At 61.5% G+C, this 26,186-nt stretch carries 31 protein-coding genes; 28 read left to right on the top strand and 3 right to left on the bottom strand.

The genetic code is table 11. From position 1 onward, the window contains the following. The first annotated feature begins 119 nt into the window (after window positions 1-119). The 28 genes from L6D75_RS14630 (at window position 120) to L6D75_RS14495 (ending at window position 24,599) form a co-directional block, all read left to right on the top strand. Window positions 120-641: a terminase small subunit gene (locus L6D75_RS14630; protein WP_176518281.1), complete on the top strand. Its 522-nt coding sequence runs from the start codon at window positions 120-122 to the stop codon at window positions 639-641. A 4-nt stretch (window positions 642-645) separates the two neighbouring features. Beyond that, entirely contained in the window at window positions 646-2,571 is a 1,926-nt protein-coding gene (locus tag L6D75_RS14625; RefSeq protein WP_371872007.1) for a phage terminase large subunit family protein, read from the top strand. Window positions 2,572-2,583: 12 nt separating this feature from the next. Further along, window positions 2,584-2,799 (top strand): hypothetical protein, encoded by a 216-nt coding sequence (locus tag L6D75_RS14620; RefSeq protein ID WP_145181818.1) that lies wholly within the window; start codon window positions 2,584-2,586, stop codon window positions 2,797-2,799. A 2-nt stretch (window positions 2,800-2,801) separates the two neighbouring features. Continuing rightward, window positions 2,802-4,409 carry a phage portal protein gene (locus tag L6D75_RS14615; RefSeq protein WP_176518280.1) on the top strand — a complete coding sequence of 536 codons (1,608 nt, stop codon included), beginning with the start codon at window positions 2,802-2,804 and terminating at the stop codon, window positions 4,407-4,409. A gap of 2 nt (window positions 4,410-4,411) precedes the next feature. Beyond that, on the top strand, window positions 4,412-5,632 hold the full coding sequence (locus L6D75_RS14610; protein WP_236193651.1) for a S49 family peptidase: 1,221 nt from the start codon (window positions 4,412-4,414) through the stop codon (window positions 5,630-5,632). Window positions 5,633-5,645: 13 nt separating this feature from the next. Next, window positions 5,646-5,996 carry a head decoration protein gene (locus L6D75_RS14605; protein ID WP_236193649.1) on the top strand — a complete coding sequence of 117 codons (351 nt, stop codon included), beginning with the start codon at window positions 5,646-5,648 and terminating at the stop codon, window positions 5,994-5,996. An 11-nt stretch (window positions 5,997-6,007) separates the two neighbouring features. Further along, window positions 6,008-7,039, top strand: a complete 1,032-nt coding sequence (locus L6D75_RS14600) for a major capsid protein (protein WP_176518049.1) — start codon at window positions 6,008-6,010, stop codon at window positions 7,037-7,039. Window position 7,040: 1 nt separating this feature from the next. Next, window positions 7,041-7,217, top strand: a complete 177-nt coding sequence (locus L6D75_RS14595; RefSeq protein ID WP_176518048.1) for a hypothetical protein — start codon at window positions 7,041-7,043, stop codon at window positions 7,215-7,217. 29 nt (window positions 7,218-7,246) lie between these two features. Then, window positions 7,247-7,540: a head-tail joining protein gene (locus L6D75_RS14590; RefSeq protein ID WP_236193647.1), complete on the top strand. Its 294-nt coding sequence runs from the start codon at window positions 7,247-7,249 to the stop codon at window positions 7,538-7,540. After that, complete coding sequence (locus tag L6D75_RS14585) at window positions 7,537-8,199, top strand: hypothetical protein (protein ID WP_236193645.1); 663 nt, start codon at window positions 7,537-7,539, stop codon at window positions 8,197-8,199. The genes L6D75_RS14590 and L6D75_RS14585 overlap by 4 nt, the downstream gene beginning before the upstream one ends. Then, entirely contained in the window at window positions 8,192-8,722 is a 531-nt protein-coding gene (locus L6D75_RS14580) for a hypothetical protein (protein WP_176518314.1), read from the top strand. The genes L6D75_RS14585 and L6D75_RS14580 overlap by 8 nt, the downstream gene beginning before the upstream one ends. Then, a complete protein-coding gene (locus tag L6D75_RS14575; RefSeq protein WP_236193644.1) occupies window positions 8,719-9,279 on the top strand; it encodes a phage baseplate assembly protein V in 561 nt (186 codons plus the stop codon). The genes L6D75_RS14580 and L6D75_RS14575 overlap by 4 nt, the downstream gene beginning before the upstream one ends. 39 nt (window positions 9,280-9,318) lie before the next feature. Next, complete coding sequence (locus L6D75_RS14570; protein ID WP_176518398.1) at window positions 9,319-9,540, top strand: hypothetical protein; 222 nt, start codon at window positions 9,319-9,321, stop codon at window positions 9,538-9,540. Between the two features lie 4 nt (window positions 9,541-9,544). Continuing rightward, on the top strand, window positions 9,545-9,871 hold the full coding sequence (locus tag L6D75_RS14565; protein WP_176518397.1) for a GPW/gp25 family protein: 327 nt from the start codon (window positions 9,545-9,547) through the stop codon (window positions 9,869-9,871). Continuing rightward, window positions 9,868-10,752 (top strand): baseplate assembly protein, encoded by an 885-nt coding sequence (locus L6D75_RS14560; protein ID WP_236193643.1) that lies wholly within the window; start codon window positions 9,868-9,870, stop codon window positions 10,750-10,752. Before L6D75_RS14565 ends, L6D75_RS14560 begins: the two co-directional genes overlap by 4 nt. Further along, window positions 10,749-11,357, top strand: coding sequence for a phage tail protein I (locus L6D75_RS14555; protein WP_236193642.1), 609 nt, complete (start codon window positions 10,749-10,751; stop codon window positions 11,355-11,357). The genes L6D75_RS14560 and L6D75_RS14555 overlap by 4 nt, the downstream gene beginning before the upstream one ends. Further along, on the top strand, window positions 11,350-14,733 hold the full coding sequence (locus L6D75_RS14550; protein ID WP_236193641.1) for a phage tail-collar fiber domain-containing protein: 3,384 nt from the start codon (window positions 11,350-11,352) through the stop codon (window positions 14,731-14,733). The genes L6D75_RS14555 and L6D75_RS14550 overlap by 8 nt, the downstream gene beginning before the upstream one ends. A gap of 11 nt (window positions 14,734-14,744) precedes the next feature. After that, window positions 14,745-15,332: a tail fiber assembly protein gene (locus L6D75_RS14545; protein WP_236193639.1), complete on the top strand. Its 588-nt coding sequence runs from the start codon at window positions 14,745-14,747 to the stop codon at window positions 15,330-15,332. 82 nt (window positions 15,333-15,414) lie between these two features. Further along, entirely contained in the window at window positions 15,415-16,599 is a 1,185-nt protein-coding gene (locus L6D75_RS14540; protein ID WP_236193638.1) for a phage tail sheath subtilisin-like domain-containing protein, read from the top strand. 12 nt (window positions 16,600-16,611) lie between these two features. Further along, window positions 16,612-17,121, top strand: coding sequence for a phage major tail tube protein (locus L6D75_RS14535; protein ID WP_236193636.1), 510 nt, complete (start codon window positions 16,612-16,614; stop codon window positions 17,119-17,121). A 29-nt stretch (window positions 17,122-17,150) separates the two neighbouring features. Beyond that, entirely contained in the window at window positions 17,151-17,450 is a 300-nt protein-coding gene (locus L6D75_RS14530; RefSeq protein ID WP_236193634.1) for a phage tail assembly protein, read from the top strand. A 131-nt stretch (window positions 17,451-17,581) separates the two neighbouring features. After that, on the top strand, window positions 17,582-20,380 hold the full coding sequence (locus L6D75_RS14525) for a phage tail tape measure protein (protein ID WP_236193632.1): 2,799 nt from the start codon (window positions 17,582-17,584) through the stop codon (window positions 20,378-20,380). Window positions 20,381-20,389: 9 nt separating this feature from the next. Beyond that, complete coding sequence (locus L6D75_RS14520; RefSeq protein ID WP_236193630.1) at window positions 20,390-21,232, top strand: phage tail protein; 843 nt, start codon at window positions 20,390-20,392, stop codon at window positions 21,230-21,232. After that, the gene (locus L6D75_RS14515; RefSeq protein WP_176517626.1) at window positions 21,207-21,413 is read left to right on the top strand and encodes a tail protein X; all 207 of its coding nucleotides are present in this window, start codon (window positions 21,207-21,209) and stop codon (window positions 21,411-21,413) included. The genes L6D75_RS14520 and L6D75_RS14515 overlap by 26 nt, the downstream gene beginning before the upstream one ends. Window positions 21,414-21,469: 56 nt before the next feature. Further along, entirely contained in the window at window positions 21,470-22,522 is a 1,053-nt protein-coding gene (locus tag L6D75_RS14510) for a phage late control D family protein (protein WP_176517627.1), read from the top strand. Window positions 22,523-22,547: 25 nt separating this feature from the next. Next, window positions 22,548-23,099, top strand: a complete 552-nt coding sequence (locus tag L6D75_RS14505; RefSeq protein WP_176517628.1) for a glycoside hydrolase family 19 protein — start codon at window positions 22,548-22,550, stop codon at window positions 23,097-23,099. Continuing rightward, window positions 23,099-23,653 carry a lysis system spanin subunit gene (locus L6D75_RS14500; RefSeq protein ID WP_176517634.1) on the top strand — a complete coding sequence of 185 codons (555 nt, stop codon included), beginning with the start codon at window positions 23,099-23,101 and terminating at the stop codon, window positions 23,651-23,653. The genes L6D75_RS14505 and L6D75_RS14500 overlap by 1 nt, the downstream gene beginning before the upstream one ends. Window positions 23,654-23,804: 151 nt before the next feature. After that, window positions 23,805-24,599, top strand: a complete 795-nt coding sequence (locus tag L6D75_RS14495) for a DNA adenine methylase (protein WP_176517629.1) — start codon at window positions 23,805-23,807, stop codon at window positions 24,597-24,599. A gap of 173 nt (window positions 24,600-24,772) precedes the next feature. Here L6D75_RS14495 and L6D75_RS14490 read toward each other — a convergent pair whose 3' ends face one another. The 3 genes from L6D75_RS14490 to L6D75_RS14480 form a co-directional block, all read right to left on the bottom strand. After that, window positions 24,773-25,084 carry a DUF2388 domain-containing protein gene (locus tag L6D75_RS14490; protein WP_176517630.1) on the bottom strand — a complete coding sequence of 104 codons (312 nt, stop codon included), beginning with the start codon at window positions 25,082-25,084 and terminating at the stop codon, window positions 24,773-24,775. A gap of 32 nt (window positions 25,085-25,116) precedes the next feature. Beyond that, entirely contained in the window at window positions 25,117-25,518 is a 402-nt protein-coding gene (locus L6D75_RS14485) for a hypothetical protein (RefSeq protein ID WP_176517631.1), read from the bottom strand. Between the two features lie 197 nt (window positions 25,519-25,715). Then, entirely contained in the window at window positions 25,716-26,090 is a 375-nt protein-coding gene (locus L6D75_RS14480; RefSeq protein ID WP_176517632.1) for a DUF1090 family protein, read from the bottom strand. Between the last annotated feature and the right edge of the window lie 96 nt (window positions 26,091-26,186).

Genomic DNA, 26,186 nt, shown 5'->3' with positions numbered 1-26,186 from the left:
CGGCATTTGCCGATTTTTGGGTCCTTCCACCGGGCCGCCCCCTACACGGGTGTGCAGACTCGCGGTTTCTCTGCAGCTGAAATTCTTGCAGGGATGTCCGTCTTTTCAAGGAGTTAGTGATGGGCAAGACAGTCAGCAAGGTTGAACTGGGCGAGATCATCGGCCGTGATGAACGGACCCTGAGCCGTTGGCAGAAGGACGGCATGCCGGTGATCGAGTTCGGCGTAGGCCGTGGCAACGAAAACCAGTACGACACCCAGGTGGTGATCGAGTGGCTGATGCGCCAGGCCGCCTTGAACGGCAAGAAGGAATCGACGCGAGATCGTCTCGATCGCCTGCGCGGTGACCGCGAGGAAATCGCGTTGGCTCGCGAGCTGGGCGAGGTGGTGATTGAGGCCGAAATGGTTGAGCGCTTCGAAGCGGTGATCACCGCTGCCAAGATCGAGCTGCTCAATACCTTCCCTGATGAGCTGGCGGCGACCTTGTCGGCCAAGTACGGCATGCAGGTCGATGACCAGCTGATCCGCGAGCCCATCGAATCAATACTGAGGAGGTTGTCCGCGTATGACGAGGACGACGATCTCGCTGGGGATCCTGACGAGTCGGACGACGAGGAGGGCTCTGAAGAAATCGGCGAGTAAAGCGATGGCGCGCGTCTGCCGCAAGTGGGCGCCCCCGCCGAAAATGACGATCGTCGAGTGGGCCGACAGATTTCGCTGGCTCGCGCCCGAAGAATCGGCTGCACCAGGTAAGTATCGCTTCGACATTACCCCGCACTTGATCTGGCCAGGCGGACCACTCGAGGCACTGGATGACCCGAACGTCTCTGAGATCGTCGGTCGCAAGTCGGCTCAGGTGGCCTGGACGTCGGGAGTACTGGGCAACGCCATTGGCAAGTGGATCGACCTCGAGCCATCACCCATCTTGATCCTGTTCCCCAAGGCTGAAGCGGCCAAGCAGTACGTCGCGGAAAAGCTGGAACCGATGATCGAGGCCACCAAGCGGCTGCGGAAGAAAGTCGACCTGCGTAGCCGCAAGCTGCAGCAGCGACAGGACTTCAAGCGCTTCCCCGGAGGCTTTCTCAAAATGGTCGGCTCCAATAGCCCGGCCAGTGTGAAGTCCACGCCGGTGCCAAAGGTGGCCATCGAAGAGCCCGACGACTGCAACCTGAACCTGCGGGGGCAGGGGGACAGCATCAAGCTGGCGAAGGAGCGTTTGAAGACCTTCCGGCGCTCGAAGATCATCATTGGCGGCACGCCTACCATCAAAGGCCTTTCTGCCATCGACGCAGAGCTTGAGCTGTCCGACAAGCGCGTGGGCTTGGTCCCATGCCACGGCTGCGGCCAGTCTCACGCACTGAGCTTCGACCATCTGCACTGCGACGAGGACGAGCACTACTTCCACGAGGTGTACGGCAAGCGGCGACCGGAAACGGCTTACTACGCATGCCCGCACTGCGGGGAGATCTGGGATGACCACCAGAAGAACGCCAATCTGAAGCACGGGCGCTGGGAGGCTACTGCCGAATTTCGTGGCATTGCCGGATACATCCTCAACGAGTTGTATGCGACGTTTCACGGCTCCCGTTTCGAGGTGCTGATGGAGAAGAAGCTGCAGGCCGAACACGCCATGCGGCTGGGCAACATAGGCCCAATGATCGCCTTCACCAACAGTTCGATGGGCGAAAGCTATGAGTACAAGAGCGACGCACCCAAGACGGACGAGCTGGAGAAGCGCGCCGAGCCCTATGCCGAGCTAACTGCGCCGAAGGGCACACTGCTGGTCACGGTAGGCGTTGACGTCCAGGGCGACCGTCTTGCCCTGGTCATCGTCGGTTGGGGTAGAGGTGAGGAGTCTTGGCGGCTGTACTGGGGTGAATTGCCAGGCAACCCCATCGACCCCCACGACCCCGTGTGGACTGAGCTGGACAAGATCATCGCAACCCCGATCCCAACCGAGAGCGGCGCCCAGCTCGCCGTGTCGGCGGTCAGCATCGACAGCTCCGACGGTAATACCAGCGATGCCGTGTACACCTACGTTCGAGACCGCCAGCGCTTCAACATCATGGCGATCAAGGGCGCGTCCATCGACAGCCGAGACCGGGAAATCTTCACCAAGCCGGCCCAGTCTGCGGACACCAGCCAGGACAACACCAAGGCAGCGAAATACGGATTGCGTGTGTTCATCGTTGGCACCCACAAGGCCAAGACGCTGATCGATGGCCGGATGAAGCTCAAGGGCGCTGGGCCGGGGCGGATGCACTGGTACAGCGAAATCCGCTCGGATTACTACGAGCAGGTGACCAACGAGGTACTGGCCCCGCACCCGCGCAACCCCAGCAAGATGGTCTGGCAGAAGAAGGCCGGTCGGCGCAACGAAGCCCTGGACTGCGAGGTGTACGCCTTGCACGCAGCTCGCAGCCTGAAAACACACCTGCTGCGCGATTACGAGTGGGACCAGCTGGAGCAGCAACTGCTTCAGCCCACCCTCTTCACAACTGAGCAGGCGGTGGCGCCGGTTCCCCGCCGCGCAGTTGCGCGGGGTAGGGGTACTCGGAGCCGCGTCAGCTAACCGAGGTTCACCATGACAGATGCACAACAACGCCTTGATGAGGTCCGGGCGGCGATCTCTCGCGTCCTGAAGAACGGGCAGCGCTTGCGTCGGCAGGATCGTGAGATCCAGCTGGCCGAGCTCAACAGCTTGCGCTTGCTGGAAAGGCAGTATGCCGCCGATGTCGCAGCAGAGACTGCAGCCCGGCAAGGCCGTGGACGCAACCGCGTTTCTTATGTGGGGATCTGACTATGTGGCCGTTCCGAAAGCGGGACTCGGCTGCTGAGCAGCTGATGACGGAAGCAATCCGCGTGGCCAGGGCATCGGTTGAAGGGCAGCAGATTGTCGCCCAGGGCGGCGGCGGTGGTATTGAAACCCGTTGGCGTGGCGCTTCCCGAGTGCTGCGCAGCGTGGCCAGCTGGATTCCTGGCTTGGGTAGCCCTCGGCGCGATTTCAACCACAGCGAGCGCCGCATGCTGGTGGCCCGCTCCCGTGATGCCATGCGCAACCACCTGGTCGCCCGAGCGGCGATCACTCGATTGCGCACCAACGTGGTGGGCACCGGGCTGGTCTGCCGCGCCCAGGTCGATCATGAGGCCTTGGGTCTGACCGAGGAAGAGGCCGAGCAGCTCAATTCGCAGTTGGACCGGTTGTGGTCCTTGTACGCCGATGACCCGCGAGAGTGTGATGCAGAAGCTTCGCTCAACCACTACCAGCTGCAGGCCCTGGTGCTTGTGTCGTCGATGGTGGCCGGCGACGTATTCGTTGCCAGTCCCGATCAAGAACGGCCTGGCTGCATCTTCAGCACGCGCCTGCAACTGATCGAATCCGACCGCGTCGGCAACCCGAACGGCGGCATGGACCGGGCAGATCTGGTGGAAGGAGTCGAATTCGACGGGTTGGGCGCGCCAGTTGCGTACCACGTATGCACCGGCTATCCCGGCGAGCATTTGCTCGGCAAGACGCTTCAGTGGGAACGGCTGGCCGTGTTCGGTGCTGAAACCGGGCGCCGCCGGGTGCTGCACGTCATGGCTGACAAAGAGCGACCAGGGCAGAAGCGCGGCGCGCCTTACTTGTCGCCGGTGCTGGAGCCGCTTCAGAAGTTGGAGCGGTACAGCAGCGCTGAGCTGATGGCGGCGGTGATCTCGGCGATGTTCACCGTATTCATCAAGAAGAGCGACGGCTTCAATAACAACAACCTGCCCATGTCCGCGCTGACGGAGGAGCAGCCCGGCGGCGATGACACCTCTGATGGTGCAATCGCGTTGGGCGAGGGTGCGATTGTTGATCTGGGCGTCGGTGAGGAACCGATGATCGCCAACCCCAGCCGGCCAAACGCCCAGTTCGATCCGTTCTTCACTGCAGTGGTGAAAGAGATCGGCGCTGCGCTGGAGCTGCCGCTGGAAGAGCTGTTGCTGCACTACAGCAGCAGCTACAGCGCCGCTCGGGCGGCCATGTTGCAGGCCTGGCGCTTCTACAGCCTGCGCCGCTGGTGGCTGGCTTGTGACTTCTGTCAGCCAAGCCGTGAGCTGGTCATTGATGAGGCTGTGGCCAGAGGGCTGATTGACCTACCTGGTTACAGCGACTCAGCCAGGCGCAAAGCCTATTGCCAGGCCATCTGGATTGGGCCGGCCCGAGGTGCGATTGACGAGCTCAAGGAAGCCAACGCCGCAGGCAAGCGCATCGAGATCGGTGTCAGTAACGAGACGCTGGAAACGGCGGCGATGACGGGTGAGCCCTGGCAGCAGGTTATTCGTCAGCGCACACGCGAGGTCGCCTACCGCCGTGAGCACAACATGCAGGCCCTGCCCAAGAGCGGGCTTGAGTCTCCGCCTGAAAACAACCCCAAAGAGGAATAAGCATGCCTCGAGCACTTGAGCTGGCTGCCTCTCAGCCCTGGCTGATGATGCCCGACGCCTTGGACAACCTGCTGACCATCTCCGACCGCATGGGCGATCCGGTGGCGCTGGCGACCAAGCGCGGCGAGCGGCTGGACGAGACCCGGCGCGTCACCATGCGTGGCAGCGTGGCGGTGGTACCGGTCATAGGGCCGATCTTCCGCTACGCGAACCTGTTCACCGAGATCAGCGGTGCCACCAGCACCCAGGTGCTGGCCACCGATATCCAGCGCGCCCTGGACGACCCCAAGGTCAAGGCCATCGTGCTCAACATCGACAGCCCTGGTGGCGTTGCCTCGGGCATCAACGAACTGGCCGAGATGATCTACGCAGGCCGGTCCCGCAAGCGGATCGCCGCGTACATCGGCGGCATCGGAGCCAGCGCGGCCTACTGGGTCGCATCGGCGGCGCATGAAATCGTCATCGATGAGGCCAGCCTGGCCGGCAGCATCGGCGTTGTGGTCGAGGCTGTGATCGAGGACGAAAAGAAGGCCGGGCGAGCTCGCTATCAGATCGTCAGCCGCAATGCCCCGAACAAGCGCCCCGACCTCGGAACAGAAGAAGGCCGCGCCAAGATGGGCGAGACCATCGATGCGATGGCCGAAGTCTTCGAGGGCAAGGTAGCCCGAAACCTCGGCGTGGAAGCCGCAAAGGTGCCCGAGATGGGCGACCACGGTGGCATCCGCGTTGGAGCGGACGCCGTCAAGCACGGCCTGGCCCATCGCGTGGGCTCGTTGGAATCCCTGATCACCGAACTGGCCAAGCCGGCCACTACTTTCCCAAGGACAAACACCATGACCACCGTCAAGACCACGGCAGAACTGCGCACCGCCATTGCAGCTGGCACCGACCCCAACACCATCGAAATCGCCCAGGCCGATCAACCTGATACCGCAGCGATTCGCGCCGAGGGCGCCACGGCTGAGCGTGAGCGCATCAAGGGCATCAACGCCCTGGCCGTGAAGGGCTTCGAGAAGGAGATCGGTGCGGCGATCGATGATGGCAGCTCGGTTGAAGCCACTGCGCTGGTGCTGTTCAAGGCCTCGCAAGATCGCGGCATCTCGCTAGCTGGCATCAAGGGTGATGCGCAAGGCGTCACCGGCAGCACCCCGCCCGAAGGCGGTCCAGCTGGAGAGCGCAAGGCCGCTGTCAGCGCAATCGTTTCTGGCGCCTCGCGCCGCTAACTAGGAGCCCCTCATGGCAAACCCTATCACTAACACCTTCACGCCCTCCCAGATCGAGGCGGGCGACTTCCCCGTTGTGATGGACTCCGGCGTCATCGCCGCCGGCCAGCAACTGTTGCGCGGTGCTGTGCTGGGTCAAGTCACCGCATCTGGTGAGTACCTGCTGTGTAAGGCCGCTGCCGAAGACGGCTCCCAGACGCCCAAAGTGATCCTCGACCAGGACGTCGACACCACCGATGGCGCTAAAAGCGCGCCACTTCGCCTGACCGGCCAGGTGCTGGGCAGTCAGCTCACCCTCGGTGATGGTCTGACCCTGGCAGTTGCCAAAGCGGCGCTGCGTCCTCTCTGCCTCTTCATTCGTTAATCGGAGCCCACATGACTGACATTTTCGACACGCTAACCATGCTGGAAGCGGTTGAGCAGCTGGCAACGCCGCGCCGCTTCCTCATGAACACCTTCTTCAACGCCGGTTTCCCTGAAACCTTCCCCACTGAGACGGTGACCATCGATATCGTGAAAGGGCAGCGCAAGATGGCGCCGTTCGTTCACCCAACCCTGCCTGGCAGCGTCTCGCAGCGTACCGGCATTGCCTCGTCGACCTACAAGCCGCCGTACATCCAGCCCAAGCGTGTTACTCAGGCGGGGCTGATCCTGAAGCGAGGCGCTGGTGAAAACCCGTTCTCCACCCGCACTCCGCTTGAGCGCGCCGGCGAGCGGCTCGGCCGTGACTTGGTGGAACTCGAAAACGAGATCATTCGCCGCGAAGAGTGGATGTGCGCTCAGGCGCTCACCACTGGCCGCATTCGAGTTCAGGGTGATGGCGTGGATGACACCATCGACTTCCTCATGGAGGACACCCACAACGTTGTCCTGGCTACTGGCCGCTGGAACACTTCCGGCTCCGACCCCATCGCCAACCTGCGTCAGTGGCGACGCCTCATTGCCAAAGACTCGGGTCGCTCCGCCAACGTAGCGGTGTTGAGTGCCGAGGCGCAGGATGCTTTCCAGGGCAACGAGGCAGTGCTCAAGCAGCTGAACACTCGGCGGGTCGACATGGGGTTGATCAAGCCAGAGGAGCTTCCAGACGGCGTCACCTACATCGGTTATCTCAATGATCCAGGCGTGGATCTCTATGCCTATGACGAGTGGTATCTCGATGACGAGGGCGGCGAAAAGCCTTTGATCCCGGCGGGCGGCCTGGTAATGGGCTGCACTTCGACCCGCAACGCGATGCTGTATGCCGCGATTCAGGATCTGGAGGCCATCGAGAGTGGCCTGGTCGAAGCGGCGCGCTTCCCCAAGAGCTGGGTCACCCAAGAGCCAAGCCGGCGCTGGTTGAAGATCCAGGCGGCGCCGCTGCCAGGACTCCTGGAACCGAACGCTTTCCTCTCCGCGAAGGTGGTGTGAAATGGCTGCCAAGATCGAATACGTGGTTGTGGATGGCTGCATCCAGGATGGCACCAAGGTCGTGCGCAAGGGGGAGGTCTACATTCCTCAGTCCAACGAATTGCGTGACACCCTGCTCGACGAGGGGGTCATCGCTCGTCGAGGCAAGTTGGATTCCGAAAGCGAGACGGGTGATTGACCGTGGCCTGGCGCGATCAGGTAGCGGACATGGACATGTCTCTGCTGGATGAGCTGGGCGACGAAGTCGAGATCGAAGGCTTTGAAAGTCCGGTTCGAGGATTCATATCCGTTCCGTGGCAGCAGCCGAAGGTCGGCACGATCAACACTGGCCTTCGTCAGCCGGTGTTTTCCGTGCGTGTGAGTGATGCAGCAGGTATCAAGGAAGGCCTACACCTAGTTTGTGACCTTGCACCAGCCGATGGCGGCGGACGCTACATCATCGCCAGGCGTGACCCGGACGGCACGGGCTGGATCAACTTCGCTCTGCGGGAGGTTCGATGAGTGTTGGCAGCTACCACAAACAGTCAGCCAGCACTGGGCTGATCACCCTTCAGGCGAATCCCCACCAGGTTAAGGGGTTCGAGCGGTTCTCTGAGTTGCTGCCCAAAGCCATCAACGCAGCTCAGCGCAGGGCTATCAACAAGACCCTTCGCTGGCTGCGCACTCACGTTGCTCGTTCGGTTGGCCAGCAGGAGCGCATCGCTATTGCAGCGGTGCGCAAGCGCCTGCTGGCTTACCCCATGTCCAGCAACGGGCAAGGCAAGCTATGGTTTGGCCTCAATCCAATTGAGGCGAGCAGGGCAGGGCGGGCGAGGCAGACCAAAACCGGTGTCTCGGTGGCTGGGCGCAAGTACCAAGGCGCCTTCTTCCGGCAGGTGTATGGCAGCAAGCCTGACATCTGGATCCGTACCGCAAGCAAACACTTCAGCGCGGATGACTACCCGGACAGTGACGTGTCGGGCAGAGCGGGGGGGAGCTCGGGCTGGATAGCCGAGAACGGCAGCCGATTCCCGCTAGCGAAAGCCAAGATATCTCTGGAGGCGGTAAGGCCTCACTTCGAATCATGGACGAACAAGGCTCACCAGCGCTTGTTGGTGGTGATGGAGCAAGAACTGAACTTCGAGATACACAAGCTCACACGGAGAACCGGTAATGGTTGACGATCCAATCCCGTTGGCGGGGGTGTACTCCGCGATGGAAGAAATCATCGGTCGCGCTATTCCTGGGCTGAATTACGTGGGAACGATGCCTGGCATGCTGCAGGCGGTTGATGTACCGGCCGTTGTGCTAGAGCTTGCAGGGTTCGAGCCGGCGGAGCTCGACCCCGGTACCGGCGAAGTGGCAATTGATGCCCGCTTTGAGGCGCGGGCCATTGTGGGTACAGAGCGTGACGACCATTTACATGTGGTGGCATTCATCGCTGCGCAGCTCGCTGTGCTGCTACGGATGCAGACCTGGGGCCTTAAAGTTGAGATTGCTCAGTTTGTTCGGGCAGAGCCTGACTGGAGCCGGCCAGAGTTGGATGGGCTGGCCGCCTGGGTTGTGGAGTGGACTCAGGTCATCTACCTCGGCGAGGAAGAGTGGCCGTGGCCCCGCCAGCCCGGCCCGATTCTGTTCGGCATCGACCCTGAGACTGGCCCAGGCAATGAGGGCGCCTATGTGCCCCCGGAGGCGCTGGGATGAGCTACGCAGCTGCGCAGCACGACCGGATGGCTGCGAACACGGTGATCCCGTGTCGTGTGGTGGCCGTCGACCTGAGCGTCGGTATGGTGCGTGTATCCGACGGTAGCGAATGGACCAGCGCGTGGGTTCGCTGGCACGCGCAAGCCGCTGGCAAGGCTCGACACTGGCGGGCACCAACCCTCAACGAGCAGGGCGTCCTGCTCTGTCCAAGCGGTGAGCCAGCGCAGGGCACGTTCGTGCCTGGGCTGTACGGCACCGCTGGCGAGCAGGCCGACAACCGTGATCACGTTGAGGTATGGCGGTTCGAAGATGGCGGCTCGCTGATCTACGACTGGCAGGCCCAGAGCTACACCATCTCGCTGCCCAGCGGCACCGTCACGGTTCAGGTGGGCGGTACCGAGGTGGTCGTCACCGACAACGCCATCACAGCCAAGGCGGGCGGCATCACCTTGACGGGGGCGGTCAGGATCGAAGGCCCATTACAAGTCACAGGCGATATCAACGGCGGGGGGCGAATCATCGATACCGCCGGCAACACGCCCAACCACAAGCACTAACAGCCCGCCTGAGCGGGCTTTTTTCTGCCTGGAGATTTCATGACCAATAACCAAGTTGCCGCTGATGAAGAGGCACCGGCTGAGTCCGTCGTGCCAGCGAGCGTGACCTTCCGCGACAAGACCCACACCTCTCGCACGCTGATCCTGGGCAATTCGCGAGAACTCTACGTTGTCGCAGGCAGCGTAACTGTGCAGGCAAGCGACAAGAAAGCGATGGGTTACCTGGTCGCCCGCAGCGACTTCGAGCGTGTGAAGGAGTAATCCCATGATCGGAATGGACCGTCGCACGGGGCTACCGCTGGCGGGCCAAGACCACCTGCGGCAGTCCATTGAGGACATTTTAACCACGCCTGTGGGTAATCGACGCATGCGCCCGGAGTACGGCAGCAGCCTGCGGCGCTACGTGGACCTGCCCGTGAACGATGGCTGGAAAAGCGCCGTGCAGGCCGAGGTGGCCCGCGCCTTGGGCCGCTGGGAGCCCCGTTTGAAGCTGGAGCGGGTGCGCGTGGTGGCCGTGGTGGGCGGGCAAATCACCATGGAGCTGTCCGGCGTTTACCTGGGCGACAGCATGATTTTGGAGGTGCGCGCATGACGATCGACCTAACGGCGCTGCCGGCGCCGCAGGTGCTGGAATCGCTCGACTTCGAGGACCGCTATCAAGAGCGCCTGGAGCTGTTCCGGTCGAGCCTGGGCGCAGACTGGGCCGCGCCGCTGGAAAGCGATCCGGTTACGAAAATGCTCGAGCTTTTTGCCTATGGGCATGTGCAGGATCGGGCGCGGGTCAATGACGCCGCCAAGGCGCTGCTGCTGGCCTACGCCAAGGGTAGCGACCTTGACCAACTGGCGGCCAATGTCAGTCTGCAGCGCCTGGTGATCCAGGCCGAGGACCTGCAGGCGGTGCCACCGGTGCCTGCGGTGCTGGAGGATGACGACGCCCTGCGCGAGCGGGTGCAGTTGGTCTATGAGGGGCTGACCACCGCCGGGCCACGTAACAGCTACATCATGCACGCGCGCAACGCCTCGGGCCTGGTGGCGGATGCCACCGCCGAAAGCCCGTCGCCGGCGGTGGTCGACGTAACCGTGCTGAGTCTGGACGGTGACGGCGGCGCCGACGCGCCACTGTTGGCAACGGTCGCCGCATACCTCAATGACGACGACATTCGTCCGGTCGCGGATCGGGTCAACGTGCGCAGCGCGCAGATTCTGCCGTATCGGATCGATGCCGTGGTGTACCTGACGGGCAATGGCCCCGAGGGCGAGGCAGTCCTGGCCGAGTGCCGGCGGCGGCTGGATGAGTGGAAGAACCCCCGGCGCCGGCTTGGCGTGGAGGTATCGCGCTCGGCGGTTGATGCCCAGTTGCATATCGACGGCGTGAGTCGCGTCGACCTCAGTAGCTGGGCCGATATCCGGCCGACCAAGGCCCAAGCGGCCTGGTGCACCGGCGTTACGGTAACGCGGGGCGTGCAGGCATGAGCGGGCTACTGCCGATCAATAGCACGCCGCTGGAGCGCGCCCTGGAAGTGGCGGCCCTGGACCGCACGCAAATCCCGCTGCGGTCGCTGTATCACCCCGACAACTGCCCGGCGCACCTGCTCTACCAGTTGGCGTGGGCCTGGTCGGTGGACCGCTGGGACGACACATGGCCGGAGTCGGTCAAGCGCTCGGTGATCCGGTCGGCGTTTTTCATCCACGCACACAAGGGAACCATCGGCGCGCTGCGCCGCGTGGTTGAGCCGTTCGGCTACCTGATCGAGGTGGTGGAGTGGTGGAACATGGTTCCCGAGGGCGTGCCCGGCACCTTCGCCTTGAAAGTCGGGGTTTCTGACGCCGGCATTGATGAAGGCACTTACAAAGAACTGACGGCCCTGCTCGATGACGCCCGGCCCGTCTCCCGCCACATGACCGCGCTGGCCATCAGCCTGGAGACGGTGGGCGGCTTTTACGTGGGCTGTTCGCTGACCGAGGGCGACGTGCTCGACGTGTACCCGCCAGCGCCGCGCGATATCGAGGTCGTCGGCCTGATTGGCCGTGGCGGCCGTGAACACACCATAGACACCCTGGACATTGCACATGGTTGACCAGAACTCCCAGTTTTACGCCATCCTCACCAACGTGGGCGCGGCGAAGCAGGCCAATGCGGATGCCCTGGGCACTGCGTGGAAAATCACCCAGATGGGCGTGGGGGATGCTAACGGCACCGACCCCACCCCCAACGCCACACAGAAGGCGCTGATCAATGAATGGCGCCGCGCGCCGCTGAATCAGTTGAAGGTGGACGACAAAGACGCCGCAATCATCGTGGCCGAGCAAGTTATCCCGGCCGAGGTGGGTGGTAAGTGGATTCGTGAAATCGGCTTATACGACGCGGATGGCGACTTGGTGGCGGTGGCCAACTGTGCGCCGACCTACAAGCCGCTGCTGAGCCAGGGATCGGGCCGTACCCAGGTGGTGCGCATGAGTCTGGTCGTCAGCAGTTCCAGCAACGTACAGCTCAAGATTGACCCCAGCGTGGTGCTGGCCACCCGCGAATGGGTCACCGAAGAGCTGGCCCGCCAAGACTTCAAGCACTCGGTGGTCGCTTCAACCACGGCCAACATCGCATTGACCGGGCTGCAGACGGTCGACGGCGTGGCCCTGCAGGCCGGCAACCGGGTGCTGGTCAAGAACCAAACGGCGGCCAAGGACAACGGCATTTACGTGGTGGCGACCGCCGCCTGGACCCGTGCCACGGATGCCGACACCAGCAGCAAAGTGACGCCGGGGCTATTGGTCCTGGTGGAAAAGGGTACGGTCAACGGTGACAGCGCGTGGCAGTTGGTCACCGACGCGCCGATCAGCCTGGGCGTGACGGGGCTGGCTTTTGAAATGGCCTTTGGCCGCACCGGCGTAGCCGCCGGCACCTACCGCAGCGTAACGGTCGACAAGTATGGGCGCGTGACAGCGGCCACCAACCCGACCACGGTGGCGGGTTATGGCCTGACTGACGTGCACACCAAGACCGAGGTTGATAGCGCCCTGGCGGCCAAGGCACCGCTAGCCAGCCCGGCCCTGACCGGGACGCCCACGGCGCCGACGCCGGCGGCCGGCAACAACTCGTTGCAGGTCGCCAATACCGCGTTTGTGCAGGCCGCCGTGGCGGCCCTGGTGGCATCGGCACCGGGTGCCCTGGACACGCTCAAAGAGCTGGCGGCGGCGCTGGGCGATGACCCCAATTTTGCAACCACCATGACCAACGCCTTGGCCGCCAAGGCGCCGCTGGCCAGCCCAACGTTTACCGGGGTGCCCAAGGCGCCCACGGCGGCGTCCACGGCCAACGACACGAGCCTGGCAACGACCCAGTTTGTGCAGTCATTGTTGGGTGCCTTTGGCTGGGGCTCGGGAGGCGTTCAAGGCTCCAACATCCCGAACGGCACCAACCTCAATAGCATCGTTACTCCGGGTTCGTATGGCCAGAGCAGCAGCTTCCAGGCAACCACCGAGCTGAATTACCCCGAACCTTCAGCCGGTACGCTGTTGGTGCAGGCCGCAGGCTTGAGCATCGTTACGCAGCAATACACGCTGCACACGGCGAACAATAAAGTATTCGTTCGTACCTGCTATGCCGGCACCTGGTCGAAGTGGGATGAGACGGCTAAGGTGGTTTCGCCGGTGTTCAGTGGTGTGCCACAGGCGCCTACAGCACCCGTGGGCACCAACACTGGCCAGATCGCCACCATGGCGGCCATTCTTGCCGGAATGCTGCAATACGGGATTGGCGGTACTTCGCCGGCCGTCTCTGATCTTGATGCAGTGTCTGCATCTGGGCTGTATCGCTGTACCAGCACGGCCGTCAACGCCCCCAACACGGGCTGTCTCCTGCATATTCAGTACGGTAGCGCCGGCCAAGCATCGGTGCAGATCCACCTGAACACCACCAGCAGCGTGCCTGTTCTGCAGATTCGGTCGAAAACCACGACCATGGCATATGGTGCTTGGGTGCCCCTTGCAAGCCTTGCGGATATTACTGCGGCATTTGCTGCAGTAGGGGTTGGCGGTGTAGGGGCAATTGCTCCGGCGTACACGGTAACCCCGGCGCAGTGCAATAACGTATCTGCAACGCGGGTAATCCAGGCGCTTTCCACGGATGACCAGGCTACCGTCGGCTCACCGGTGGCCGGCCAGGCTTTTGGCGGCTGGCATATCATCCGGGCTATTCGTCCGGCGCAGCTTGGTGTTGCCGGCGCGGGCGCCGGTGCGAGCCTCTGGTGGCGCGGGTTTACAGGGCCAGCTCCAAGCCAGGACGATTGGATTCAAGGCGCCCCGTTGAACTCCCCGGCGTTCACCGGCGCCCCGACCGCGCCCACTCAGGCTGCTGGCAACAACACTACCCGCCTGGCGACCACCGCGTTTGTGCAGGCGGCCATTTCGACGTTGGTGGCGTCGGCACCTGGTGCGCTGGACACGCTCAATGAGCTGGCAACTGCACTGGGCAATGATCCGAACTTTGCCACTACCATGACCAATTCCTTGGCAGCTAAGGCGCCGCTGGCCAGCCCTGGGCTGACCGGCGTGCCGACGGCGCCGACGGCGGCGGTGGGAACCAGTAACTCGCAGGTCGCAACGACGGCATTTGTGCGTGCGTCCATGGCGAAGTACGGCCTTGGCACGGCAGACCTTCTTGATCTGGTGGGCGTAGACCTCAATACGGTCTTTGAGGGAGGTCAATATTTTGCGGGCAACGGCACGAATTTTCCGCCAGGGATCACGAATGGCTACCTCACGGTGTGGGGGAACGCCTTCACGCACGGCGCGCAGAAGATGATAGGCGCCGGCAATGGCGTTGAATGGACCCGAACGGCCGTCGCGGGTGTGTGGACTGAATGGGCTATGGACGGCGCGCCCCCCGGCACAATTGTCTATTTCCCTGGCTTTCTCCCACCGCCTGGTTACCTGAAGGCGAACGGTGCGCAAGTCAGCCGCACCACCTACGCAAAACTGTTTTCAGCGATTGGCACGGTTGGCGGCGCGGGTGATGGCAGTACCACCTTTAACGTGCCGGACCTGCGCGGCGAGTTCGTCCGCTCTTGGGACGATGCACGCGGGGTTGACCAAAACCGGGCCTTGATGTCGGTTCAGATCTCGCAGAACTTGAGCCACGCACACGGCGGTGTAACCGATGCCAACGGGGCTCATAGTCACGCCGTTTCAGGTTACACCACGTCCAGCGGGGCACACGCTCACCCGGTCAATCGGGCGCTCAATAGCTCGGTTGGTTCGCTGAGCGACCGAGTGACGACGGCGCAAGGGGATAGCGGCGTTGCCGCAGCAGTGACTGGAGGTGGCGACCACTCTCACAGTTTCTCCGGAAACTCGGACACCGTCGGCCTGCACGCCCACAACTTGTCTATTTGGGCTGACGGTGGCAACGAGGCGCGCCCGCGCAACATTGCGATGCTGGCCTGTATCAAATACTGAGGAACTGATTCATGGAAGCACTGGCGATCTACCACGCTCACCCGGTGACGGGGGAGTACCTGGGCAAGGGGGTAGCCGATCCCGACCCGCTGGACAGCGATAACTGGCTGGTTCCGGCTCACGCCTACCTCAATGAGCCGCCGCCCTTGCTGGAGGGTTATGCGGTTGTGCGCTCGGGGGAGTCGGGCGACTGGGTGCAGGTTGAGGACAATCGTGGCCAGGTGTACAGCACGGCCACCGGCGCCCCTGAAGATTACCAGCACTTTGGGCCGCTGCCCGAGGGGCTGACCGGCCAGCCTCGGCCAAGCATTTACCACCACTGGACGGGCAGCGCTTGGGAGTTGGACCAGCCAGCCCAAGTGGCCGGAGAGCGGCAGCAAGTGCTGAAAGATCGGGACGAGCGCCTGGCCGTTGCCACGTTGCGCATGGGGCCCCTGCAAGACGCTGTAAGCCTGAAGCGGGCCACCGAGGATGAGCAGGCGCTGTTGCTGGCCTGGATGAATTACCGCGTTGACCTTTCGCGCATCGAGCAGCAGCCGGGTTTTCCCGAGGACGTTGAATGGCCGCCGAGCCCTGACGACGCCCCTGCCGCTGACTGACGCCCCGCACTGACGGGGCGTTTTCTTTTCTGCTGTACCACCTGGCCCTGCACTGCGGGACCTTCTTGTTTCTGGAGATTTTATGAGCGGTTTCTTTCACGGCGTTACCGTAACGAACGTCGACAACGGCGCGCGCACAATCGCCTTGCCGTCGTCCTCGATCATCGGCTTGGTTGATACCTTCACCCCTGGGCCGGGCACCGACGGCGCCGTCGCGCCCACGGCCAAGGCCAACGAGCTGGTGTTGATCACCAGCGAGCGCGAGGCGGTGGCCGCCTTTGGCGAAAGCGCCGCCATCACCAAGGCCTGCCGTGCGATCTACATGCGCGCCAAGGCGGTGATCGTCGCCTGTGGCGTGGCCAAGCTGCAGGATGCGGCCGAACAGACCTCGGCCATTATCGGCGGCGTGCTGGCCGACGGTACGCGTACCGGCCTGCAGGCGCTGCTCGATGGCAAGAGCCGTTACAACGCGCAGCCGCGGCTTTTGGTGGCGCCCAAGCACAGCGCGAGCCAGGCGGTGGGCACCGCACTGGTGGCGCTGGCCGACAAGCTGCGCGGCATCGCCATCATCGACGGCCCCAACACCACCGACGAGGCGGCGATTTCCTATGCCGGTGAGTACGGCGCCAAGCGCGCTTACCTGGTTGACCCTGGGGTGAAGTACTGGGACACCACCGCGAGCGCGACCGTGGATGCCCCCGGCTCGGCATGGGTGGCAGGGCTGTTCGCCTGGACTGACAACGAGTACGGCTTTTGGGCCTCGCCGTCGAACAAGGAGTTCGTCGGCGTCACCGGCACTACCCGCCCGGTGGAGTTCTTGGACGGCGACGAGACGTGCCGGGCCAACCTGCTCAATAACGCGAACATCGCCACCATTATTCGCGATGACGGCTATCGGCTGTGGGGCAACCGCACGCTGTCGAGTGATCCGAAATGGGCCTTCGTCACCCGCGTGCGCACCATGGATATCGTCATGGACGCGATTCTGTACGGGCACAAGTGGGCGGTCGACCGCTCGATCACGGCCACCTACGTCAAGGACGTCACCGAGGGCCTGCAGGCGTTCATGCGCGACCTGAAGAACCAGGGCGCAATCATCAACTTCGAGGTGTACGCCGACACCGAGCTGAACACGCCCAGCCAGCTGGAGCAGGGCAAGGTGTACTGGAACATCCGCTTCACCGACGTGCCGCCGGCTGAAAACCCCAACTTCCGCGTCGAGGTCACCAACCAATGGCTGACCGAAGTCCTCGATTCCGCCGCTTAAGGAGCGCACAGCATGGCAATGATTCCCGAAACCCTGGCCAACCTAAACCTGTTCGTCGATGGCGTCAGCTTCCAGGGTGATGTTCCCAGCCTGACCCTGCCCAAGCTCACGCTGAAGATGGAAGAGCACCGCCCCGGCGGCATGGATATGCCGGTCGAGATGGACATGGGCATGGAAAAGCAAGAGGCGAACTTCACCACTACCGGCGTGCGCCGCGAGGCATTGAAGTTCTTCGGCCTGGCCGATGGCAGCGGTTTCAACGGCACCTTCCGGGGGGCTTTCAAGGGCCTCAAGGGCAAAATCACAGCAGTGGTGGTCACCTTGCGTGGGAGCTTGAAAGAGATCGACATGGGCGACTGGAAGGCGGGCGATAAAGCCGAGATCAAGCACGGCGTCTCGTTGACCTACTACAAGCTCGAGGTGGACGGGCGGCTCATTTACGAAATCGACGCCCTGGGCATGAAGCGGGTGATTGATGGTGTCGACCAGTTGGCCGCGCAGCGTGCTGCGCTCGGCCTGTAAGTCATTTCCGAACACAAGGACAACGCGATATGAAAAACAAGCCACTTCCCCAGTACCTGACCCTGACCGCTGACAGCGTCACCGTGAAGCTGAGCAAGCCCACCGAACTGAACGGTATTCAACAGGACAGCATCAGGCTGCGTGCCCCTACTGTGCGTGATGTGCGCAGTGCACAGGCAACCGGCGGTGACGATGATGAGCAGCGTGAACTCAACCTGTTTGCCTCCCTGGCCGAGGTCGCTCCAAAGGACCTGGAGTCTTTGGTCCTGAAGGACTACACGCGCCTGCAGGCCGGGTATTTTCGCCTGGTGCAGGAAGACGACGTTTAACCCGGTGGTGCAGAAGCAGCTGGCCAGACGGCTGGCTGCTGAGCTGGGCTTTTCAGCAGCTGAGGTATCGAGCATGTCCTTCGCGGACATGCTCTGGTGGCTCACGGACTGAGCCTTAAAGGGGGTAGGCAATGGCAAGAACGCAGATAGCGCTGGTGATTGGCGGCGCCGTTGCAGCCTCTGTAGGCGCGGCCTTCAAGAATGTGGAAGGCCGCATACAGAAGCTCGAGGAGAAAGGTAACAAGGCCAAGGTGCTTAAAAGCACCATTGGCGAAACCATGAAGCTGCAGGCGGAATGGAAACGGGCGCACGACTCCGGCGCCGCCGGTGCGGATAAGTTGTTGCGCAAGCTCAATGGTAACTTGGACGCTCTGCGCAAGCAGGGCGTCGAGGTCGGCCGCCTCAGCAGGGAATACCAGCGCCTCGGACGTGACGCGAAGGCTGCTGACCTGCAGGTGAAAGGGCATCAACAGATCGGGCAGGGCAAGGCGGCGCTCAAGAGCACCATGGGCGCTGCTGTCGTGGGGGCAGGGCTGACGGCGATCCCCACCAAGATCAGTGCGGACTACCAGGCGATCATCCGTGACATTGCGATCAAGGCCGACAAGGTCAACACGACGGAGGAAGTGCAGCTTAGCCGGACGGTGATTCAAACGTCCAAGGACACAGGTATGGGCCGCAACGATGTGGCCGACCTGATCAACCAGCTCGTGGGGGCTGGCATGGAGCTGGATAAGGCCATGGCTTACGCACCGACTGCGGCCAAGTTCGCGATCGGCCAGGGCGCCTCCGGCGTCGACACGGCCAGCATGATCATGGCGCTGCAGCAGAACGCCAAGATCAATGACCCCAAGGTCATGGAGCAGGCGTTGGAGGCCATCGCCTATCAAGGCCAGGCAGGCAGCTTCGAGGCAAGCGATATGGCCAAGTGGTTCCCGCAATTGCTCGCTGGTATGGAGAAAAACGGAATCACCGGCCTGGATTCGGTCTCTTCCCTCGGTGCAATGCTGCAGGTCCAGATGAAGACTGCTGGCAGCTCTGATGAGGCGGCGAACAACTTCAAGAACTGGATGGAAAAGATCGGATCGGGCGACGTAGTAAAAGCCTACAAGGATGCAGGTATCGACTACCAGGCGTCCTTGAATACCGGCCTGCAGAAGGGCATGAACGTTATCGAATCATCCATGGCCCTCGCGATGCAGTACGTGGAGGCGACTGACCCGGCGAAGGCGAAAAAGATTAAAGAAGCCCAGGCTGGCATCGACAAGGAAGTCGACCCGGAGAAAGCCAAGGCGGCGCTCGATGCCTTGGAGAAGACGCTGCGTACTGGCGACCTGTTCGCCGATATGCAGGTTAAAGCCGCGCTGACTGCCTACGCGCAGAATCGTGGACTTTACACCGAGCTCAAAGCTGCTTCCAAGGACGCCACAGGCATTCTCGACAAGAACTTGGCAGAACGCCGCGAGACGTCCTCGCAGCGCTGGGCGGAGCTCGGCCAGGCCTGGGATGACACCATGCGCAGTGTCGGCGATGCCATCCGCCCTGCCACTGATGCGGTCGCCCAGGGCCTGACGGCGGTCGCGCAGGGCATGTCAGGTCTGGCGGACAAGATGCCGGCGGTGGTCATGGGAATTGCCGGCTTTACTGCGGCGATCGGCGCGCTGCTGACGGTGCGTAGCGGGGCCAAGATCGCGCGTGGAGCGTTCAACGTAGCACGGGGCCGCGCTTGGGGCTCGCGGCGGGTGGATAGGATCCAGGCGTCAACTGATGCGGCGTTGCCGAGAGCTGGCAACCGTGTAGTTGATGCGGGGCTCGGGGCTTTGGGCAAAGTCCTGGGCGCGCCGGCCAGCAATGATCCGGTTGCCGGCCTCGGCAGCGAGCCACAGCGCGTGTTTGTCGTGAACACCGATGCCTTTGGGCGACTGGGAGCGGCAGGATCTCCAGCAGGGCCAGCTGAACCTGGTAGTCGTCGCTCCCGTCGTCGGCGTCGTCGGCAAGCCGCTGCGCGCAGAACTGTGCCAGCAGCGGCGACACCTTCAGTGCCGAGGGTGTCGACTGTGGGTGGTGCCGCAGCCGATGCCAAGTCGCTTGGCAGGATGGCACGGACCGTTCGGGGAGCCACGAAGTTGGCCGGCGCCCTGCCAGGGGGCAAACTGGTTGATGTGATCCCCGGCGTGTTGGATACAGCGCTGAATGCTGAAACCAAAAACGAGAAGGCCGAGGGCTATGGCAGCGCAGCGGGCGGCTTGGCGGGTGCCTGGGCGGGTGGCGCGGCCGGCGCAGCCTTCGGCTCGGTCGTGCCCGTTATAGGCACTGCTATTGGTGGGGCCATTGGTATGGCGATCGGCGGGCTGGGCGGTGACGTAATCGGTGGTTGGCTAGGGAAGGCTCTGTTTGGAGAGGACGACCCTCAGCCAGGAAAGACGGTAACCAACAAGCCCAAGGCTATTGCTGATCAATCTCAGCCAGGTGTGGAGGCTTCCGCTGTAGGCGTGCCTCCCGCACGAGCATTGACGGGTCAAACCGCCACGGTGATTGCCGCAGTTCCCAAGCCGGTGGCTTTGGCTGCTGATGATCAGCAGGGGGCGAGGCACGCTGCTCGAGGGGGCCTGGATGCTCGCCTACCGCAAGTAAATGCACCGATGGGCGAAGTGGTGCGCTCGATGGCCGTTTCAGCGCAGGCACCCGAAGTGCTCATCCCGGCAGCTACCAAGGCCGTGGAGCGGGTTAAGAGCGAAGCCCCGAAGGTCGAGCAGTCCTTTTCCATTGCGTTGAGCATGCCGGTCACCGTGAAGGGGGATGTCAAGGATCCGTACCAGCTGGTTCGTGATCTGGAAACTCCATTGCGGTCGCTGATAGACAAGGCGGTGCGGGATGCTGCTGGTCGTAGGGCTTCAGCCCAGCTGTATGACGCACCGGACGTGGCTTAAGGAGATTCTATGGCTTACGAGCAACACATGAGTACGGTGCTCTCGGCAGTGCTTGCCGCAGGCGAAGCGGGCCGCAATGGTCCTGGCGGCATGCTCAGCCCGCTTAATATCGCGGTCACTGGCATGACGCTCGCGGCCGATGAGTTGGAGCGGCAGAGCTCGCTTGATCCAAAGAAAGGCGCCAGGCTTCAGCGAGGTTTACGGGCGATCCGTGCTGCGCAGTCGTTTGCTGTGCAGGCGGCCAACAAGGGCGGACCTGCAACCCCTGGTACCACGGCAGTGCTTGGTGTGCTCACTGTGCTGGGGTCGCAAACCAATCGGGCGGGGGCAGCCGCTAACCGTATCGTTGGCCAGATCACGCGCACCCCGGGCATATTGCCAACGGGCGCCATAAAGCCGACTGGCGCTTCCTCTGCTGCAGCGGTCAAGCCGTTCGCGCACTTGCTTATCCTTCAACCCCTCAAGGCCGGTGCGCGGCCGTTCTACTTCAACCTGGACACAGCGGCATTCGACGAGCTTCAGCGAAAGACGGCTTACCGCTGGACTCCACAGGAGCGCTTGACCCGCGATATCGCTCAACAGGCAGTCGGGCAGGGGGAGGACACCTTATCGATCAAAGGTGCGGTGTTCCCGCTGTTCAAGGGCGGGATCAGCCAGCTCGACACCTTGCGAGCCATGGGGCGGCAGCTCTTGCCGGTGAGCCTCACCACCGGCTATGGCGCCGTGCTCGGTACCTGGTGCCTGCAGCGTGTCGACGAGGATCAGTCGGCGCTGCTGGCAGGCGGCATCCCGCGTAAACAGTCGTTTTCACTGGAGTTTGTGAAGTATGGCGATGACCTGCAGAACGTCTGATGGCGACCTGCTCGACACTCTCTGTCAAAGCTACTATGGACACCTGAGCGGTACCGTCGAAGCAGTTCTGGAAGCCAACCAGGGGCTGGCGGAAGAGGCACAACCCTACCGTGCCGGCGTGCTGATCCAGCTGCCCGATCTGCCAGCGGCAGAAACCGAGCAAGTCACCTTGTGGGACTAACCCCGCATTCGAAACGAACCCCGCCTCAAGCGGGGTTTTTCATTTCTGGAGCATCTATGCAACCGACGTTTCGTATCGTCGCGGATGGCCGCGACATCACCACGTTGATCAATGATCGGCTGCTGCTGTTGCGCGTTTCGGACAAGCCCGGCATGGAGTCGGATGAGTTCGAACTGCGCATTGATGATCGTGCCCAGGCGGTCACCTTGCCCAGGCGCGGCGCCAAGATCGAGGTCTTCCTCGGTTATGTGGGCCGCCCCCTGGTACGCATGGGCAGTTATGCCGTGGACGAGATCGAGGTAACTGGTCCACCGGACACCATCACCTTGCGTGGCAAGGCCAGCGATATGCGGGGCAGCGGCAAGACCACCCGCAGTGGCAGTTGGGAGGACGCATCGCTCGCGCAGATTGTCAGCGACGTGGCCGCCCGCAACGGCTGGAAGCCCGGTTGCAACGTGCAAACCAAGGTGCCCCGCATCGATCAGCGCAACGAGTCCGATTTCAACTTCATCACCCGCGTGGCCAAGCAGTTCGACTGCACGGCCAAGGTCGGCGACGGCCAGCTGCTGGTGATGCCGCGCCAAGGCAGCACCACCCCAGGCGGCAAGACCTTTTTAGCCGTCACTATCTCGCGCCCCGATGTGAGCCGCTATTCGTTTCGTCTTGGCGATCGCAGTGCACAGAAAGCGGTGAAAACCCAGCACCAGGATAAGAAGTCTGGCGTGCTCAAGGTGGTGGAGCTGGATAACGACGAAGCCCCCGAGGGGCTGCCGGCCGTACATACGGACCGACATATCTACCCCAACAAGACCGCCGCCGAGCAAGCGGCCAGGGCCCGTCTGGCCGCGTTCAACCGCAGCACTGCCGGCGTGCGCTTGGAAATGGTCGGGCGAGCCGACCTGTTCGCCGAGCGAACCGTCAACGTTCAAGGCTTCAAAAGCGGCCTCGATGGCGAGTACCTGGTGGATAGCGTCGAGCAGGTATTCACCGCATCCGGCTGGTCGACCACGGTCGAGTGCAACGGCGGGAAGAAAGGCAAAGCCAAGGCCAAGGGTAAGAAGCAAAAACAGACCCAATCACTGCGCACGGTGGATGTGGCCCCGGCGTAAACGACTAGCTGCAGGAGAAAAAACGATGCCGATCACGGAAAAACAGCTTCAACAAATCTTCCCCAACGCCGGCCGCAAAGCCGGCGTTTTTGTTCCTGGGCTCAATGCGACGATGGGCAAGTACGCAATCATCACCCGGTTGCGCATGGCTGCGTTCCTCGCCCAGGTCGGTCATGAGTCTGGCCAGCTGCAGTACGTGCGGGAGCTTGGCAACAATGCGTACCTGGCCAAGTACGACACTGGCCGCCTTGCCCTACGCCTTGGCAATACACCTCAGGCTGACGGTGACGGCCAGTTGTACCGGGGGCGTGGGCTGATCCAAGTGACGGGGCGAGCCAATTACGAGGCCTGCAGTGAAGCCTTGTTCGGCGACAGCCGGTTGCTTGTCACGCCTGACCTGCTCGAGCAACCGGTCTACGCCTCACTGTCGGCGGGATGGTTCTGGCATCGGGAAGGCCTAAACAGCCTCGCGGACAAAGGGGACACCCTCAACATCACCAGGCGCATCAACGGCGGCACCAACGGCCTGGAGGACCGGGAGACGCTCTACAAGCGGGCACTCGCGGTGCTGCAGTGATCTCGCTCAGCTGGCGAGCCGCGTTGCTGGGTTTGGCGCTGGGCCTGTGGGTAGGTGGGCGAGGGGCCTGGGTTTGGCAGGCCAGCGAGTATGGCAAGCAGCTGGCGAACCAGGCTGCGGGCTACGTGCAGCAATTGGCTGAAAAAGATCGAGCCTATGGCCGCGAGCGGGAAGAAGCCGCAGCGATGGCTTTGGAACAATTGGCGGAACAGAACGCCCAGCGGCGTGCCCTGGAAGTTCGCCTGCAGGAGCAGGGCAAATCACACTGGAAGGAGATGAACGATGCTCAACAAGCTCAAGCTCGCTTGCGTGACAAGCTTGCTACTGCTGATCTGCGGCTGTCAGTCCTTGTCGAAGCCGGAGCCATTGGCGCCCCGGGTAGTGACGGTGGGCTGCGAGAAACTGCCGGCACCGCAGGCGTGGTTCATGGAACCGTTCGAGTCCAACTTGACCGAGCGCATGCTCAACGAATTATCGACATCACCGACGATGGTGACCGAGCACTGATCGCGCTGAAGGCCTGCCAGGCCTACATCCTCGAAGTCACCAGATGAAAAGAGGCGAGCCGGGTGGATGCGTCAACATCCAGCCCGGCCCGCCGAACCCGCAGACCCTTCCTGCAAGTCCAGCCGTGGCCCCTGCCTTGTGCACAAAGCGCGGCGAGCCTAACACCTGTTCATCCATACAGTAAAGACTTGCATACCTATGACTTCCCCAATCATCCCCTGGATGGGTGGCAAACGCCGCCTGGCCGACCGCTTGATCCCCCTCTTTCCCCCTCATGAATGTTACGTCGAAGCCTTCGCCGGCGGTGCCGCGTTGTTCTTCATGCGTCCCCAGCCCGCACCGGTGGAGGTGCTCAACGATCTCAACGGTGACCTGGTCACCCTCTACCGTGTTGTGCAGAACCACCTGGAAGAGTTCGTGCGCCAGTTCAAATGGGCGCTCAGCTCCCGGCAGATCTTCGAGTGGCAGAAGATGACACGCCCCGAGACCCTGACCGACATCCAGCGCGCCGCCCGGTTCTTCTACCTGCAGCAACATGCCTTCGGCGGCAAGGTCACCGGGCAAACATTCGGTACCGCCACCACGGGACCGGCCATCAACTTGCTGCGCATCGAGGAGAACCTGTCCGCTGCCTGGCAGCGCCTCGCCGGCACGTATGTCGAGAACCTTTCCTGGCTCGCCTGCGCCGAGCGCTATGATCGAGCGCACACTTTCTTCTACATGGACCCGCCGTATTGGCAGACTGCAGGCTACGGCGTCGACTTCCCGTTCGAGGAGTACGAGCGCATGGCTGACTTCATGCGCCGGTGTAAGGGTAGGGTATTGGTCAGCATCAACGACCACCCGGACATCCGGCGCGCCTTCGACGGCTTCCACTTCGAGTACCTGGATATCCGCTACAGCAACACGAACCATCGCCAAAGTAAAGCTGAGGTCACCGGGGAACTGGTGATCATGAATTGGGCGCCGGCTGCCCTCGGAGGGCTGTTTTGACCTTTGATTCTCGATTGCATGTCGTCATTAGTGCGTTCAAGCTCGCGAAAGGATCAGGTCGGGCCCATGGGTTCGGACCTTCCTCACCGCAAAATTGATGGGGTGGTGCTCAAACACTTCGGAGAGTTCGCCAACATACAGTGCAATTTTCTAGGGCGATTCGTCAAAAGTGCTCAATTGTCTTGATTGTAAATTAGGATGATTTGAGCCAAGGCCATGTCACTGATATTTAATTCAGGGTGGGAGGTCCGGAATTTATCCATCGCAGCTTCAAGGTAGGCCCCTTTGATGTCCCCATCGCTAGCTACAAATGCGCTTGCATCATCTTGAGTCGCGGCTATTAGCTTTCTATCTCGCGATGTTAAATAGGTGGTTGCAGTGCTTGTGCTAGAAATTAGGGTTTCTGCCCAAAAGTCATTAATAGCCATTGCGGGGGCTGAAAAAAGCAATAGAAAATACACAGATGAGATGCATATGTCGCGCATAAAAATCCTTAATAGACTATCCCGGATCGGCGTTAGAATCGTTGCTTCATCGCTTCATTAGACTTCAAGCTGCCCCGAGCATCGGCGGCTGCGCATGTTGTCCAACCGTAGTTCATGACTCTGCCCTCTGTTGTAAAAGCGATGTAATAGGGTGACACCCTACCTTTTCCCTGCATGGTGTAGTCAAAACATGTGCCCCGTCCATTCGTAATCTGTGATTTTTTTTCGGGAGGTTCAACTTTTAAAATATCCTGGATGGTTGCTCCTGTTTTAACAGTGGCCTGTGCCAGCGGAGTGTCACTAAATGCAAACATTGTCGAAATGGCTGAACTCGACTCACATCCTGAAATCAAGGCAGTTACTACGCCAATAAAAATTATATATTTACTTGCATTTTTTAACACAGCTTTCCCCGTTAATCCGTTTGGCCGCATTGTTAGCACTTTTTAAGCGCGCAGTTCGCTGGGATTTATTATAGTCGTCGCGTCCTTGCATAACACCGCCCGCCACATGAATCCAATCACTCGCGGTGCAGCCAGAAACAAACAAGGAAAATATAATCGTACCCATAAGCGTCAAAGACTTCATCTCATACTCCAATCATCAATATTTTTAATATTTTAAAAAATAGCTACATTTCTTTCTCCGAAACATTGGCTAGCCTCTCACGAGCTTCTGCCAGTTTTTTCTTATATTTTTCAATCAGTCGGGGAGACCCGGACTCAATTGCTGCACCCAGCTGATTCTCCCTCCGATGGACGTCCTTCAGCGCGCTAGACAATTGTTCCATACCTTGACCCGGCTCATCGCCATGGCAGTATCGCTCAACCCGATATAGCGCCGATTCTAATCCTCTCTGCTTGTATACATTCCCATGTCGTTTTGCCTGATCCATTTCGTAAACGATATTATCTTTCTGCTGTTTACAGCTCTGCATATTCTCCGCGAAAGACAGATTACACCCCGCCAAAAAAACAACCATGCTCTTCAGAAAAATTCTTAACACTTAACACTCACCTCTTACCTGACTCCAAATCTAAGTCGTCATTCACACTCATACCCTTTTGCCAATCCTCGAGCACTTGAGGTTTTTTAATGTTGC

This window comes from Pseudomonas faucium (genome assembly GCF_021602585.1).
GTDB classification, from domain to species: Bacteria; Pseudomonadota; Gammaproteobacteria; order Pseudomonadales; family Pseudomonadaceae; genus Aquipseudomonas; species Aquipseudomonas faucium.
The sequence above is the reverse complement of the archived record's forward strand: the minus strand, read 5'-3'. Positions and strand labels throughout refer to the sequence as shown.